Raw genomic sequence first — 13,754 nt, 5'->3', positions numbered from 1 at the left:
CTCACTGGCCCTCGCCAGCCGTTTCTTGCAGCGGGATCATGGCTTCGCGCGCCCAGCGTGCGGTGACGCGCTGGCCGGGCTGGTGCACCAGCGTGCTTTCCTGCCACTGGTTGTTGGCATGGCTGATGCTGAGGTTCTGGCCGTTTTCCAGCTGGATCTCATAGCGGGTGGCCGAGCCCTGGTACTGGATGTCGTGCAGCAGACCGCTGATTTGCACCTCGTCGCTGGGGGCCTGACTGGGGCTGCTCATCAAGCGGATATGTTCCGGGCGAATGGAGAACGGCCGGGCACTGCCGGTCAGCTGCTGGGCCAACTCGCCACGCAGCACGTTGGAGGTGCCGACAAACTCGGCCACGAACGCGGTCGCCGGTTTCATATAGAGGTTGCGCGGGGTGTCGACCTGCTCGATGCGGCCTTTGTTGAACACCGCCACGCGGTCGGACATCGACAGCGCCTCAGTCTGGTCGTGGGTGACGAAGATGAAGGTGATGCCGAGCTGGCGTTGCAGCTTCTTCAATTCGCCTTGCATCTGCTCGCGCAGCTTCAGGTCCAGCGCGCCGAGCGGCTCATCCAGCAGTAACACCCGTGGTCTATTGACCAGCGCGCGGGCCAGGGCCACGCGCTGACGCTGGCCACCGGAGAGTTGTGCCGGTTTACGTTCGCCGTAGCCGCCGAGGGCGACCATGTTCAGTGCCTCTTCGGCACGCTCGAGGCGTTCGGTCTTGCCGATGCCTTTGACTTTCAGGCCGTAGGCGACGTTGTCGCGCACGTTCATGTGCGGGAACAGCGCATAGTCCTGAAAGACGGTGTTGACGTCGCGCTGGTAGGGCGCCAGGCCCACGGCCTCGGCGCCATGAATACGAATGGAGCCGGCACTGGGCTGCTCGAAGCCGGCGATCAGGCGCAGACAGGTGGTTTTGCCCGAGCCCGATGGGCCGAGCATGGAAAAGAACTCGCCGTCCTCGATATCGATGGAAACCCGGTCTACGGCCTTTACTTCGCCGAATTGACGGGAAACTTGGGTAAATTGGACTGCAAGAGTCATGGTGCATTGCTCCAAAAAGGCGAAAGCCGTCGCAGCGGCCCTGCCTGGACTTCTGAAAACGGGTGAAACGGTTCGTGTTGGGTACTGCATCGATCGTTCCCACGCGCGGCAAAGGAATGCAGCCTGCGACGCTCTGCGTCAGCCCGCGCGAATGGACGCTGGAGCGTCCGGGGGAGACGTTCCCACGCCGGAGCGCGGGAACGATCATCCTTACCTGCCGCCCATGACCGCGATGAAGTCCTGGGTCCAGCGGCTGTACGGCACGCACTGGTCCTGGGTCTTGCACTTGGCCTCTGGCGTCTTCCAGAAGGCGATCTTGTCGAACTGGTCGTAGCCGTTCACCGAACAGCCTTGTGCGCCGAGCAGTTCGCTGGCTTTGCAGCCGGCCGGTACCGCGGGCACCGAGCCGAACCAGCCGGCCAGGTCGCCCTGAACCTTGGGTTCCAGCGACCAGTTCATCCACTTGTAGGCGCAGTTCGGGTTTTTGGCTTCGGCATGCAGCATGGTGGTGTCGGCCCAGCCGGTGACCCCCTCTTTGGGGAACACGGTGGCAATCGGCTGGCCTTCGGCTTTCAGGGCGTTGGCCTGGTACGGCCAGGTGCTGGAGGCGACCACACCTTCGTTCTTGAAGTCGCTCATCTGCACTGTGGTGTCGTGCCAGTAACGGTGAATCAGGCTGTGTTGTTTACGCAGCAGATCGAGCACGGCGGCATACTGTTTTTCGTTCAGCTCGTAGGGGTCGTTGATTTTCAGCTCGGGCCGGGTCGCTTTCAGGTACAGCGCGGCATCGGCGATGTAGATCGGGCCATCGTAGGCCTGCACGCGGCCTTTGTTGGGCTTGCCATCCGGCAGGTTTTGCGCCTCGAACACGGCGCTCCAGCTGTCGGGCGCGGTTTTGAACACCGTGGTGTTGTACATCAGCAGGTTCGGGCCCCACTGATAAGGTGTGCCATAGGTTTGCTGGTTGACCACATACCAGGGGCCGTCTTTCAGGCGCGGATCGAGGTTTTTCCAGTTAGGGATCAGGGCCGGGTTGATCGGCTGTACGCGTTTGCCGTAGATCAGGCGCAGCGAGGCGTCGCCGGAGGCGGTGACCAGGTCGTAGCCGCCCTTGGCCATCAGGCTGACCATCTCGTCCGAGGTCGCAGCGGTCTTCACGTTGACCTTGCAGCCGGTGTCTTTCTCGAACTGAGTCACCCAGTCGTAGTTCTTGTCGGTCTCGCCGCGCTCGATGTAGCCCGGCCAGGCGACGATATCGAGGCGACCTTCGCCGGCGCCGACGGCCTTCAGCGTTTCGGCGGCTTGCAGGCTGGCGCTGGCCAGCAGTGCGGTGGCCAACGCACTCAATAAAGCGGTTTTTTGCACGAACATTGGGTTTCCCTCTTCTCTGTTTTTGGGGTCGGGGCAGTTAAACGTCGTGTTGCGGGCTTCTTCCTTTGCGGTACTCGGTGACTTAACTCAGTTGCTGGCCGTGCCGCGCCATGATGTGGCGTACCACGCTGTAATCCTGGAGCGAGTCGCTGGACAGGTCCTTACCATAACCGGAGCGCTTGAGGCCGCCGTGCGGCATCTCGCTGACCAGCAGGAAGTGGCTGTTGATCCAGGTGCAGCCGTACTGTAAGCGGGCGGCGACCTGCAGCGCCTTGTCGAGGTTTTGGGTCCACACCGAGGACGCCAGGCCGTATTCGGAGTCGTTGGCCCAGTCCACCGCCTGCTCCAGTTCATCGAAACGGGTGACGGTGACCACCGGCCCGAAGACCTCGCGCTGGACGATTTCGTCGCCCTGCTTGCAACCGGCGAGCAGGGTCGGCTGGTAATAGAAGCCGGGGCCGGAATGCACGGCGGCGCCGGTGATCCGTTCGATATGCGGCTGGCCAAGGGCGCGCTCGACGAAGCTGGCCACCCGATCACGCTGACGGGCGCTGATCAGTGGGCCGATCTCGTTGTCCGCATCGCGCTTGCGGGCAAAGCGCAGGCTGCTCACGGCATCACCTAACTCCGCGACTAAACGGTCATGGATACCTCTTTGAGCATAGATGCGGCAGGCGGCAGTGCAATCCTGGCCGGCGTTGTAGTAGCCGTAGGCGCGCACGCCTTCGACCACCGCCTGCAGGTCGGCATCGTTACAGACGATCACCGGCGCTTTGCCGCCGAGTTCCAGATGGGTGCGTTTGAGGGTCTTGGCCGCGGCCTGGAGGATTTTCTGGCCGGTGACGATATCGCCGGTCAGCGAGACCATGCGCACCTTCGGGTGGCCGACCAGAAGGCTGCCGACGCCTTCACCGCCACCGCAGACGATATTGATCACCCCGCGCGGCAGCAACTCGGCGAGCACCGGGGCGAGGGCGAGGATCGACAGCGGCGTGTGTTCGGACGGTTTGAACACCAGGGTGTTGCCGGCCGCCAGCGCGGGGGCGATCTTCCACGCGGCCATCATCAGCGGGTAGTTCCACGGCGCGATGGCGGCGACCACGCCGAGCGGGTCGCGGCGCACCATGCTGGTGTAACCCGGTAGGTATTCACCGGACAGCTGGCCGGTCTGACAGCGCACCGCACCCGCGAAGAAACGGAACACATCCACCGTGGCGCTCAGATCATCCTGGCGGGCCAGATGCAGCGGTTTGCCGCAGTTCAGGGCTTCCAGGCGGGCGAGCTGATCGGCGCGCTGTTCGATGGCGTCGGCGATGCCGAGCAGCATCAGCGAGCGTTGTTGCGGGGTGGTGCGCGACCAACTGCTGAAGGCTTGGTGCGCGGCGAGGATGGCGGCCTCGACCTGCTCGCTGGAGGCCTCGGCGATCTGCGCGAGGATCTCGCCGGTGGCCGGATTGAGGATCGGTTCGACCAAGCCTGCACCCGCGAGCAGTTGGCCATCGATCAACAGTTCGCTGAACAGGGGCGTGGAAGTCGCGGCGCCGGCCATCTCGTGTGCTCTCTTTTGTTGTTGGGGCATCGAGTTTCTCTAGGCAGGGCTAAAGCCCGACGCCGTCCGCTTATATGCGCAGAGAGATTAGAGGGCAGGCGTGGGGCCTACAAATTCTTAATACTGAACGCAGCGTTCGATTAAATAGATGGCCTGCGCCCGGCGGGTTGCTCACGGGCGACGGTGAGGAACGGGTCGACCAGGGCCGGGCGTGCGCTGCCGCGCCGCCAGGCCAGGCCGACGTCGAGGGTCTGGGTCAGGTCGACCAGCGCGCGGGCCTCGATGATGTCGCCTTCCAGCGACCAGGGGCGGTAGGTCATGTCCGGTTGAATCGACAGCCCCAGGCCGGCGGCGACCAGGCTGCGCACCGCTTCGGTGGAGCCGGTGCGCAGGCTGATGTGTGGCTGCAGGCCGGCGTGCGACCAGATGCGCTGGGCATTCAGGCCCATCTCATCGACGTTCAGCTGAATCAGCGGCTCGCCGGCGACATCCGCCAGGCTGATGCTGTCGTGCTCCAGCAGCGGATGCTGCGGTGGCAGCCAGAGGCGCAGCGGCGAGTGGGTCAGCACCTCGGTTTGCAGGGCGTGGCGGTCTTCCAGGTTGGAGAGGATCAGCACGCCGACATCGATCTCGCCGCTCACCAGCAGGTGTTCGATATAGGGGCGCTCATCCTCCATCACGCGGATTGCCACGTTGGGGTAGGCGCGCTGGAAACGGGTCAGCAAATCCGCCAGGTAATAGCCGGCGACCAGGCTGGTTACGCCAATGGTCAGCTGGCCGGCGACCTGGTCGGTGCTCTGCTGCAGGCTGCGTTTGGCGTTATCCACAGTGGCCAGGATCAGGTGCGCCTGGCGCAGGAACTGGTGACCCTGGTGGGTCAGGGTCATGCCCTTGGCGTGGCGATTGAACAGGCTGACGCCGATCTCCTGCTCCAGTTGCTGGATCGCCAGGGTCAGGGTCGATTGCGAGATAAACACCGCCTGGGCGGCCGCGGAAATCGAGCCGGTTTCGGCCACGGCGATGAAATGGCGGATCTGGCGCAGGGTCATCATGGTTTGATCTTCATGCTCTGGTGCGAAAGCCGCTGGCAATGCCGCGTGAGGAGGTGATTTTAATGAGTTTTATAGATTGTTGATGGTTTGTATCTTTTATTTAGATGGTCAGGCCGGCCCGACTCTGGGTTGCAGTTGTATGGCCGGAGTGCTGGTAGGGAGCGTCAGCAGACTTTGCCCGCGGGTAGCGATAATCCGTCGCAATAAATCCCCGCTGCTAAGCTGGAGTGGAGCTTGGCGGTTGGCCTTTACCGTCGCCGGGTTCGGTACTGCGCTGCTGGCGCCGAATAAGACCATCTGGACGGTTAGTCCCTGGGGGGATGATTTTGAACAACTGGACTCTGCGCCAACGCATCCTGGCGAGCTTTGCGGTGATCATCGCCATCATGTTGCTGATGGTCGTTACCTCCTACTCGCATCTGTTGATGATCGAGAAAGATGGGCGGGAGGTGCAGTCCGACTCGCTGCCAGGGCTGTTTTACAGCGCCATGATCCAAGGCGCCTGGGTGAACCGCCTCGCACTGACCCAGCAGGTGGTAGGTCAGCACGGCGACCAGGGGCTCGGTCAGGCGGACCTGGATAAATTGCGCGTCAATGATGAGCAGCTCAACGCGCAGATAGCCAACTACGAGCAGACCATCCATCTGGAGGAGGATCGCAAGGCTTTTGCCGTATTCCAGCGGTATCACCTGGAATACAGCCAGCTGCAGGCCGCAGTGCTCGATCTGTATGAGCAAAAGCAAGCGGAGCAGGCGCACCACCAACTGACCGAGAAATTGCTGCCGGCCTGGCTGCATGGGCAGGAACTTTTGGCCCAGTTGATCGAGTGGAACAGGAATTACGTGGAAGACGCCACCGAAGAAATTATCTCGTCCGTGGCGGCGGCAAAGCTCGGCATGTTGGTTTCCTTGACCCTCGCCCTGCTCGCCGCTGCGATCTGCGGCTATCTGCTGATGCACGCGATCATGAAACCCATGGGGCGCATCGTCGACCTCCTCGAGGCCATGCGCCGCGGCGACCTCAGCGCGCGGCTGGCACAGGCGCGGCAGGATGAATTCGGCGTGATCGAAACCGGCTTCAATGCCATGGTGACTGAGCTGGCCGGGCTGGTTTCTCAGTCGCAGCGCTCGGCGATCCAGGTCACCACCTCGGTCACCGAGATCGCCGCCACCTCCAAGCAACAGCAGGCGAGCGCCAGCGAAACGGCCGCCACCACCACGGAAATTGGCGCGACCTCGCGCGAGATCGCGGCCACCTCACGCGACCTGGTGCGGACCATGACCGAGGTTTACTACTCGGCGGAACAGGCGTCCGCCCTGGCCGGCTCCGGCCAGCTCGGGCTGGCCCGGATGGAAGACACCATGCGGCAGGTGATGGGCGCCGCCGAGCTGGTCAACGCCAAGCTGGCGATCCTCAACGAGAAGGCCGGCAACATCAACCAGGTGGTGACCACCATCGTCAAGGTGGCGGATCAGACCAACCTGCTCTCGCTCAACGCCGCCATCGAGGCGGAAAAGGCCGGGGAATATGGTCGTGGCTTCGCCGTGGTGGCCACCGAGGTGCGCCGCCTGGCCGACCAGACCGCGGTGGCGACCTACGACATCGAGCAGATGGTGCGCGAGATCCAGTCGGCGGTATCGGCCGGGGTCATGGGGATGGACAAGTTCTCCGAAGAGGTGCGCCGCGGCATGGCCGAGGTGCAGCAGGTCGGCGAGCAGCTGTCGCAGATCATTCAGCAGACCCAGGCCCTGGCGCCGCGGGTGTCGATGGTCAACGAGGGTATGCAGGCGCAAGCCAGCGGGGCCGAGCAGATCAGCCAGGCGCTGGTGCAACTGGGTGAGGCGACCGGGCAGACAGTGGAATCGCTGCGCCAGGCCAGCTTCGCCATCGACGAACTCAATCTGGTGGCCAATGGACTGCGCAGTGGCGTCTCCCGCTTCAAGGTCTGAGAGAGGGCCCCGTAACGTGACTGACGTAGAGGCTGGCCGCGGCGGCGCCTTGGCGCAAGTGAACAAGCTGTTCCTGCTGTTCAGGCTCGGTGCCGATCGCTATGCGCTGGACGCCTGCGAGGTGATCGAGGTGCTGCCGCTGCTGCGCTTGAAGCCGATTGCGCAGGCGCCGCACTGGGTGGCTGGAGTCTTCGCCCATCGCGACAGGCTGGTGCCGGTGCTCGACCTCGGCGCGCTGACCTTCGCACAGCCGGCTGCGGCTCGCACCAGCACGCGGATGGTCCTGGTTCACTACCGCGCCGGCGAAGACGGCCAGGCTCATCCACTCGGGTTGATCCTGGAACAGGCGACCGACACCTTGCGCTGCAACCCAGCCGACTTTCGTGACTATGGCCTGGACAACCAGGGCGCGCCTTACCTCGGCCCGGTGTTCGAGGGCGCGCAAGGTCTGGTGCAATGGATTCGCGTGCAACAGTTGCTGCCCGCTGCCGTGCGGGCGATTCTGTTTCCGCCCGCGACGCCGTGCGGCGAGGCCGGGCCATGAGTGGTGACCAGCGCTTCGAGCGCGTCCTTAAAGAAAAGATCGGGCTCGATGCCGGCTGCGTCGGCCCTGCGCTCATCGCCCGCGCCGTCAGTCGGCGCAGCGCCCTGCTGGCTGCGCGCAACGCCGACGAATATTGGGCGCGGCTGCACGGCTCGGCCGAGGAGCTGCAGGCGCTGATCGAGTTGGTGATAGTCCCCGAGACCTGGTTTTTCCGCTATCCGGAGTCCTTTGCGACCCTCGGCAAGCTGGCCTCTCAGCGCCTCGCGGCGCTCAACGGCGCCCGCCCGCTGCGCATTCTCAGCCTGCCGTGCGCAACCGGCGAGGAGCCTTATTCGATTGCCATGGCGCTGCTGGAGGCGGCCATCCCGGCGCAGCTGTTTCAGATCGATGGGCTGGATATCAGCCTGCTCTCGCTCGAGCGGGCTAAGTGCGCCATCTACGGCAAGAACTCCTTCCGCGGCGCCGGACTCGAGTTTCGTGCCCGGCATTTCTCGCTGATGGCGGACGGTTATGCCCTCGCCGAACAGGTCAGTCGGCAGGTGCGCCTGCAGTGCGGCAATTTGCTCGATCCTGGTGTGCTCGCCGGCGAGCCAGCCTATGACGTTGTGTTCTGCCGTAACCTGCTGATCTATTTCGATCTGGCGACCCAGGAGGCGGCGCTGGCAGTGCTCAAGCGTCTGACTCGCAGCGATGGCGTGGTGTTTGTCGGCCCGGCGGAGGCCAGCCTGCTGTCGCGGCTGGGCATGCAGCCGCTCGGTGTGCCCCTGTCGTTCGCCTTCAGGCCCCCGCGCCTAACCCCGAGCGCGCCGGCGCCGAGCCAGAGTCCGCCGCCCGTTCGGCCAGCCCCGGCGCGCCGCCTGCAGCTGCCCGACAACGAAGGCCCGGCCGGCGCCGTGGCGGATCAGACCGCCGAGCAGCTGCAGGCGATCGCCAGCCTGGCCAACGCGGGGCGGATCGATCAAGCACGGCAGCGCTGCGTTGACTATCTCGCGCAGCATGGGCCGGCCGCCGAGGCCTTTTACTGGTTGGGTCTGCTCAGCGACGCAGAAGACCAGCCAGCCGATGCGCAGGACTTTTACCGCAAGGCGCTGTATTTACAGCCGCACCATCAGGAAGCCTTGGCCCATCTGGCGGCGCTGCTGGCCGCCCGGGGTGATACGGCGGGTGCTCGGTGCCTGCAGGATCGGGCCGGGCGTGGAGTGAGCAATGATGCTTGAGTATGCCTCGTCGCCGATGACACAAGAGGGTGAGCCGCCAGTCGACGACTGCTGGAACCGCATCGGCATTCGCGGCGACAAGTCCTGCCCGCAGTTGGTCGAGCACGTTCACTGTCGCAACTGTGCGCGGTATTCCGCGGCGGCGACCCGGCTACTCGATCGCTACGCGCTGCATCAGGATGACCGCCAGGTAGTTGAGCAAAGCCCGCCGGCATCCGCCGCCACCTGTTCGATGTTGATTTTCCGCCTCGGTGAGGAGTGGCTGGCTCTGGCGACCCGCACCCTGGTCGAGGTCTCGCCACTGGCGGCGATCCACTCCTTGCCGCACCAACGCTCACCGGCCTTACTGGGAGTCGCCAATGTGCGCGGCGCGCTGGTGGCGTGCCTGTCGCTGGTCGAACTGCTCGGGCTAGACAGCACGCCGGCGGCTGCGGCGCTGGGGCGGGCGCTGCCGCGCATGCTGATCATCGGTGGGCCGGGCGGACCCGTGGTGGCCCCGGTCGATGAGGTGGACGGGATTCATGCCCTGGAGCAGAAGAACCTGGCAGCAGCGGCGACAACCAGCGCCTTGGCGGCGGCCAGATATACCCGTGGCGTCATCCAGTGGCGTGGTCGCAGCCTCCGCTTGCTGGATGACGAACAACTCCTGCTGGCAGTGACGCGGAGCCTCACATGAGCCCGGAGCAGATGCGCGATGCCTCGTTGCAGGAACTGTTCCGTCTGGAGGCCGAGGCGCAAACCCAGGTGCTCAGCAGCGGGCTGCTGGCCCTGGAGCGCAACCCGACGCAGGCCGAGCACCTGGAGGCCTGCATGCGGGCGGCCCACTCGCTGAAAGGCGCCGCGCGGATTGTCGGGATCGACGCCGGGGTGCGCGTGGCGCATGTCATGGAGGATTGCCTGGTCGCCGCCCAGGAAGGGCGCCTGTACCTGTTGCCCGAACATATCGATGGCTTGTTGTCTGGCAGTGACTTGCTGCTGCGCATCGCCAGCGGGCAGGACGGCGAGGTCGGAGCGGTGGACATCGAGGCTTGCGTGCTGCGCTTGGCTGCGCTGCTGCAGCCCGCTGCGTCAGCCGCTGCGCCTGGGCCCGCCGTCCCCGCGCTGCCGGTGGCCCCAGAGCCGGAGATGCCCCTGCCGGAGCTTTCGCCCAGCGAGAACCGCCCGGCGCCGAGCGTCGAGCGGGTGCTGCGGGTCACGGCCGAGCGCCTCAACAGCCTGCTCGATCTGTCCAGCAAGTCGTTGGTCGGCTCGCAGCGGATCAAGCCGTTCCTCGGCTCGCTGCAGCGCATCAAACGTCGGCAGCGCGGCGTCGACAGGGCGCTCGAGACGGTTCAGCAAGCGCTGAAAGAGGCCGGTTTCGAGTTGCAGACGCAGGCGTTGCTGGCGGATGCGCGCCGGCTGCTCGGCGAGTCGCAGCAGCTGCTCAGCGAGCAGACTGCCGAGCTGGACGAGTTCGGCTGGCACGCCGCCCAGCGCGCCCGGCGGCTCTACGACACGGCACTGGCTTGCCGCATGCGGCCCTTTAGCGATGTGCTGGTCGGTCAGGCGCGGATGGTTCGTGACCTCGGGCGTTCGCTGGGCAAACAGGTGCGTCTGGAGCTTGAAGGGGAGACGACCCAGGTCGACCGCGAGATCCTGGAAAAGCTTGAAGCGCCGCTGCTGCACCTGCTGCGCAACGCCGTCGATCATGGGCTGGAACTGCCCGAGCAGCGCCTGCTGGCGGGCAAGCCGGTCGAGGGCGTGATTAGCCTCAAGGCCCGCCAGCAGGCGGGCTCGCTGGTGCTCGAGCTGGCCGATGATGGCGCCGGTGTCGATCTGCCGCGCCTGCGCGAGGCGATAGTGCAGCGCCAGCTCGCGCCGGTGCAAACCGCCGCGCAGTTGAGCGAGGCGGAGCTGCTGAGTTTTCTGTTTCTGCCGGGCTTCAGCCTGCGCGAGCGGGTGACCGAGGTCTCCGGGCGGGGGGTCGGCCTCGATGCGGTGCAGCATAGTGTCCGCCAGCTGCACGGTGGGATCGAGGTCCGACAGGTGCGCGGGCGGGGCAGCCACTTCCATCTGGAGGTGCCGCTGACGCTCTCGGTGGTGCGTAGCCTGGTGGTCGAGATCGGCGGCGAGGCCTATGCCTTTCCGTTGGCGCATATCGAGCGGATGCGCGAGCTGGACGCGCAGGACATAGTGCAGTTGGAAGGGCGCCAGCATTTCTGGCACGAAGGGCGGCATGCCGGTCTGGTCTCGGCCAGTCAGCTGTTGCAGGGCCCGGGCGGCACACTGGCGCAAGCAGCGCTCCCGGTAGTGGTGATCCGCGAGCGTGAGGCGGTGTATGGGCTGGCTGTCGAGCGCGTCATCGGCGAGCGCACGCTGGTGGTTCTGCCGCTCGATCCGCGCCTGGGCAAGGTGCAGGACATCGCCGCTGGCGCGGTGCTCGCCGATGGCTCGCCGGTGCTGATCGTGGATGTCGAAGACTTGCTGCGCTCGGTCGAGAAGCTGCTCGGCAGCGGCCGGCTCGAACGCATCGACCGCGGCGCTCGGCAGGCCGACGTGGTCGCGCGCAAGCGCATCCTGGTGGTCGATGACTCGCTGACGGTGCGTGAGCTGGAGCGCAAGCTGTTGCTCGGCCGGGGTTATGAGGTGGCGGTTGCGGTGGATGGCATGGATGGCTGGAACGCCTTGCGTGCGGAGCGCTTCGACCTGCTGATCACCGACATCGACATGCCGCGCATGGACGGCATCGAGCTGGTCGGCCTGATCCGTCGCGACAACCACCTGCAATCCCTGCCGGTGATGGTGGTGTCGTACAAGGATCGCGAGGAGGATCGCCGCCGGGGTCTGGATGCCGGCGCCGACTACTACTTGGCCAAGGCCAGCTTCCACGACGAAGCCTTGCTCGATGCGGTGCTGCTGTTGATTGGAGAGGCCCTATGAGAGTCGGCATCGTCAATGACCTACCCATGGCGGTCGAGGTTCTGCGGCGGGCGCTGGCCTTCGAGCCGGCGCATCAGATCGCCTGGGTGGCGAGCAATGGTGCCGAAGCGGTCGAGCTGTGCGCCGTGCAGCCTCCCGATGTGCTGCTGATGGATCTGATCATGCCGGTCATGGACGGTGTCGAGGCGACCCGGCGGATCATGGAGCAATCCCCCTGCGCGATCCTGCTGGTGACCGTCGACATCGACCGCAATCAGCATCGGGTGTTCGAGGCCATGGGCCACGGGGCGCTGGATGTGGTCGCTACCCCGGCACTCGGCTCTGGCAGTGCCCAGGAGGCCGCCGCGCCGCTGCTGCGCAAGATTTATAACATCGGCTGGCTGATCGGTTCGTGCGATAACCGCGCGGGCGCTGCCCCGGTGCCGCTGCGCCAGGCCGGGTCCAAGCCGCGGCTGGTGGTGATCGGGGCCTCGGCGGGTGGGCCGGCGGCCCTGGAACAGTTGCTCAAGGGCCTGCCGCTGGGCTTTTCTGCGGCCATAGTGTTGGTGCAGCACGTCGATGAGGTCTTCGCCGCGGGCATGGCCGAATGGCTGAGCACTGAGTCCGGCTTGCCGGTGCGCCTGGCCCGCGACGGTGAGCCGCCGCAAGCGGGTGTGGTGTTGCTGGCGGGTACCAACAACCATATCCGGCTGCTGGAAAACGGCAACCTGGCCTACACCGCGGAGCCGAGCGACCAGGTGTACCGCCCGTCCATCGATGTGTTCTTCGAGAGCGTGGCGAGCTTCTGGACCGGCGAAGCCGTCGGCGTGCTGCTGACCGGCATGGGCCGCGATGGCGCGCAAGGGCTCAAGCTGCTGCGCGAGCGCGGCTTTCTCACCATCGCCCAGGATCAGCAGAGTTGTGCCGTTTACGGCATGCCCAAGGCCGCGGCGGCTATCGAGGCGGCCGTCGAGATCCGGCCCCTCGGCGAGATCGCGTCGAGACTGACAGGGTTTTTTGCCTGAGCAATGGAATAACGCCGGCACAGCCGGGCGAGCGCCGGCGGATACCAGGGGGAGCAGATGAATCACCTTCAGAACCATAGGTCAGTGATGACAACAGACGAACATGCCGTGATGGTGCTCCTGGTCGATGACCAGGCCATGATTGGCGAGGCGATCCGCCGCGAGCTGGCGGGTGAAGCGAATATCGACTTTCACTTCTGCAGCGACCCGCAACAGGCCATCGCCATGGCGGTGCAGATCAGGCCCACGGTGATCCTGCAGGATCTGGTGATGCCGGGTATGGATGGCTTGGCGCTGGTGCGCGACTACCGTAACCATCCCGCGACACGCGATATCCCGATCATCGTCCTGTCGACCAAGGAGGAGCCTCAGGTGAAGGGGGCCGCGTTCGCCGCGGGCGCCAACGACTACCTGGTCAAACTGCCGGATGCCATCGAGCTGGTCGCGCGCATCCGCTACCACTCGCGTTCCTACCTGATGCTGCTGCAGCGCGATGAGGCCTATCGGGCGCTGCGGGAAAGCCAGCAGCAGTTGCTGGATACCAACCTGGTGCTGCAGCGCCTGATGAACTCGGATGGTCTGACCGGGCTGTCGAACCGTCGGCACTTCGACGAGTACCTGGAATTGGAGTGGCGTCGGGCACTGCGCGAGCAGAGTCAGCTGTCCTTGCTGATGATCGATGTCGATTACTTCAAGCACTACAACGACGGCTTCGGTCACCTGGCCGGTGACGAGGTGTTGCGTCAAGTGGCCATCGCCATTCGCGCCGGTGGTAGCCGCCCCACCGACCTGCCGGCGCGTTACGGTGGCGAGGAGTTCGCCATGGTGCTGCCGAGCACCTCGCCTGGCGGTGCGCGGCTGGTGGCGGAAAAAATCCGTCTCGCCGTGGTGGCCCTGCAGATCCCCCATATCTCACCGCTGCCCGACTCCTGTCTGACGGTGAGCGCCGGGGTTGCGACCCTGACGCCCAAGCAGGGTGGGTCCTCTCGGCTGCTGATCCAGGCGGCGGATCAGGGCCTGTACCTGGCCAAGCGCAGCGGGCGCAATCAGGTCGGCGCGATCTAGGCCGGCCTGTCGCTAGTGGCCTGTGTGGCTAGGCTGGCT

The 13,754-nt window shown here is 65.2% G+C and carries 11 protein-coding genes; 7 read left to right on the top strand and 4 right to left on the bottom strand.

Annotation, left to right across the window (positions count from 1 at the left end):
* Position 1 precedes the first annotated feature (1 nt).
* The 4 genes from FFS13_RS12855 to FFS13_RS12840 form a co-directional block, all read right to left on the bottom strand.
* Positions 2-1,045, bottom strand: a complete 1,044-nt coding sequence (locus FFS13_RS12855; protein WP_137819488.1) for an ABC transporter ATP-binding protein — start codon at positions 1,043-1,045, stop codon at positions 2-4.
* Positions 1,046-1,255: 210 nt separating this feature from the next.
* Positions 1,256-2,416, bottom strand: a complete 1,161-nt coding sequence (gene ydcS / locus FFS13_RS12850) for a putative ABC transporter substrate-binding protein YdcS (protein ID WP_137819487.1) — start codon at positions 2,414-2,416, stop codon at positions 1,256-1,258.
* Positions 2,417-2,498: 82 nt separating this feature from the next.
* Positions 2,499-3,995, bottom strand: a complete 1,497-nt coding sequence (locus tag FFS13_RS12845; protein ID WP_137819486.1) for a gamma-aminobutyraldehyde dehydrogenase — start codon at positions 3,993-3,995, stop codon at positions 2,499-2,501.
* A gap of 110 nt (positions 3,996-4,105) precedes the next feature.
* Positions 4,106-5,017, bottom strand: coding sequence for a LysR family transcriptional regulator (locus FFS13_RS12840; RefSeq protein WP_137819485.1), 912 nt, complete (start codon positions 5,015-5,017; stop codon positions 4,106-4,108).
* Between the two features lie 326 nt (positions 5,018-5,343).
* Between FFS13_RS12840 and FFS13_RS12835 the strand changes: the two genes are divergently transcribed.
* From FFS13_RS12835 to FFS13_RS12805, 7 genes are read left to right on the top strand one after another with little or no spacing between them, the layout of a single operon-like run.
* Complete coding sequence (locus tag FFS13_RS12835; RefSeq protein WP_137819484.1) at positions 5,344-6,966, top strand: methyl-accepting chemotaxis protein; 1,623 nt, start codon at positions 5,344-5,346, stop codon at positions 6,964-6,966.
* 16 nt (positions 6,967-6,982) lie between these two features.
* Positions 6,983-7,510: a chemotaxis protein CheW gene (locus FFS13_RS12830; RefSeq protein WP_256657890.1), complete on the top strand. Its 528-nt coding sequence runs from the start codon at positions 6,983-6,985 to the stop codon at positions 7,508-7,510.
* Positions 7,507-8,727: a protein-glutamate O-methyltransferase CheR gene (locus FFS13_RS12825; RefSeq protein ID WP_137819482.1), complete on the top strand. Its 1,221-nt coding sequence runs from the start codon at positions 7,507-7,509 to the stop codon at positions 8,725-8,727. Before FFS13_RS12830 ends, FFS13_RS12825 begins: the two co-directional genes overlap by 4 nt.
* Positions 8,720-9,403, top strand: a complete 684-nt coding sequence (locus tag FFS13_RS12820; RefSeq protein ID WP_137819580.1) for a chemotaxis protein CheW — start codon at positions 8,720-8,722, stop codon at positions 9,401-9,403. Before FFS13_RS12825 ends, FFS13_RS12820 begins: the two co-directional genes overlap by 8 nt.
* Positions 9,400-11,646 (top strand): hybrid sensor histidine kinase/response regulator, encoded by a 2,247-nt coding sequence (locus FFS13_RS12815; protein WP_137819481.1) that lies wholly within the window; start codon positions 9,400-9,402, stop codon positions 11,644-11,646. Before FFS13_RS12820 ends, FFS13_RS12815 begins: the two co-directional genes overlap by 4 nt.
* Complete coding sequence (locus tag FFS13_RS12810; protein WP_137819480.1) at positions 11,643-12,650, top strand: chemotaxis response regulator protein-glutamate methylesterase; 1,008 nt, start codon at positions 11,643-11,645, stop codon at positions 12,648-12,650. The genes FFS13_RS12815 and FFS13_RS12810 overlap by 4 nt, the downstream gene beginning before the upstream one ends.
* Positions 12,651-12,707: 57 nt before the next feature.
* On the top strand, positions 12,708-13,715 hold the full coding sequence (locus FFS13_RS12805) for a PleD family two-component system response regulator (RefSeq protein ID WP_171006480.1): 1,008 nt from the start codon (positions 12,708-12,710) through the stop codon (positions 13,713-13,715).
* Positions 13,716-13,754: the final 39 nt, after the last annotated feature.

It is taken from the genome of Pseudomonas sp. 2FG, from assembly GCF_005502935.1.
Taxonomy (GTDB): Bacteria; Pseudomonadota; Gammaproteobacteria; order Pseudomonadales; family Pseudomonadaceae; genus Aquipseudomonas.
Note: the sequence above shows the minus strand (reverse complement) of the source record. Positions and strands in the feature narration are given on the sequence as shown.

Bases quoted from the DNA above. Each gene is read 5' to 3' on its own strand.
- FFS13_RS12825 (WP_137819482.1), top strand. From the start codon at position 7,507: ATGAGTGGTGACCAGCGCTTCGAGCGCGTCCTTAAAGAAAAGATCGGG.
- FFS13_RS12840 (WP_137819485.1), bottom strand. From the start codon at position 5,017: ATGATGACCCTGCGCCAGATCCGCCATTTCATCGCCGTGGCCGAAACC.
- FFS13_RS12815 (WP_137819481.1), top strand. From the start codon at position 9,400: ATGAGCCCGGAGCAGATGCGCGATGCCTCGTTGCAGGAACTGTTCCGT.
- FFS13_RS12805 (WP_171006480.1), top strand. From the start codon at position 12,708: ATGAATCACCTTCAGAACCATAGGTCAGTGATGACAACAGACGAACAT.
- ydcS (WP_137819487.1), bottom strand. From the start codon at position 2,416: ATGTTCGTGCAAAAAACCGCTTTATTGAGTGCGTTGGCCACCGCACTG.
- FFS13_RS12845 (WP_137819486.1), bottom strand. From the start codon at position 3,995: ATGCCCCAACAACAAAAGAGAGCACACGAGATGGCCGGCGCCGCGACT.
- FFS13_RS12810 (WP_137819480.1), top strand. From the start codon at position 11,643: ATGAGAGTCGGCATCGTCAATGACCTACCCATGGCGGTCGAGGTTCTG.
- FFS13_RS12855 (WP_137819488.1), bottom strand. From the start codon at position 1,045: ATGACTCTTGCAGTCCAATTTACCCAAGTTTCCCGTCAATTCGGCGAA.
- FFS13_RS12820 (WP_137819580.1), top strand. From the start codon at position 8,720: ATGCTTGAGTATGCCTCGTCGCCGATGACACAAGAGGGTGAGCCGCCA.